Origin of the sequence: Caballeronia sp. GAWG2-1, from assembly GCF_023631405.1 — a bacterium.
Lineage (GTDB): Bacteria > Pseudomonadota > Gammaproteobacteria > Burkholderiales > Burkholderiaceae > Caballeronia.
On sequence record NZ_JALQDD010000050.1, the window covers coordinates 1 to 359 of the forward strand.

General features: G+C 63.0%; 1 pseudogene. It reads right to left on the bottom strand.

Annotated features, from left to right (window positions below):
* Nucleotides 1-359 (bottom strand): annotated as a pseudogene (locus tag NCR98_RS33040) (electron transfer flavoprotein subunit alpha/FixB family protein); the annotation flags it as partial.

Genomic DNA, 359 nt, shown 5'->3' on the forward strand with positions numbered 1-359 from the left:
GCGTCGGCTGCCGCTTCGATCTTCTCGATCGATGCACTGCCGCCTTCCGCCGCCACCGGATCGAAGCCCGTTGCACGCACCGTGATGACCTTGATCGGATCGCTCGATTGCACCGTCGCGATAGCGTTGCCCGCATAGATCGGACGCTCGAAGGTATCGGCGCCGTCAACGGCGGTGATGTCGCTGATCTGTGCGACGTCCAGATGCGCTGCGATACGCGGCGCGATGTTCTTGCCGTAGGCGGTCGCGGGCGCGAGGATGTGCGAATAGTCCTTCGCGATCTTCAGCACCGTGCCCTCGACGTTCTCGGCCAGACCTTCGGCGAGTTGAGGCGCATCCGCAAGCAGCACTTTAGATAC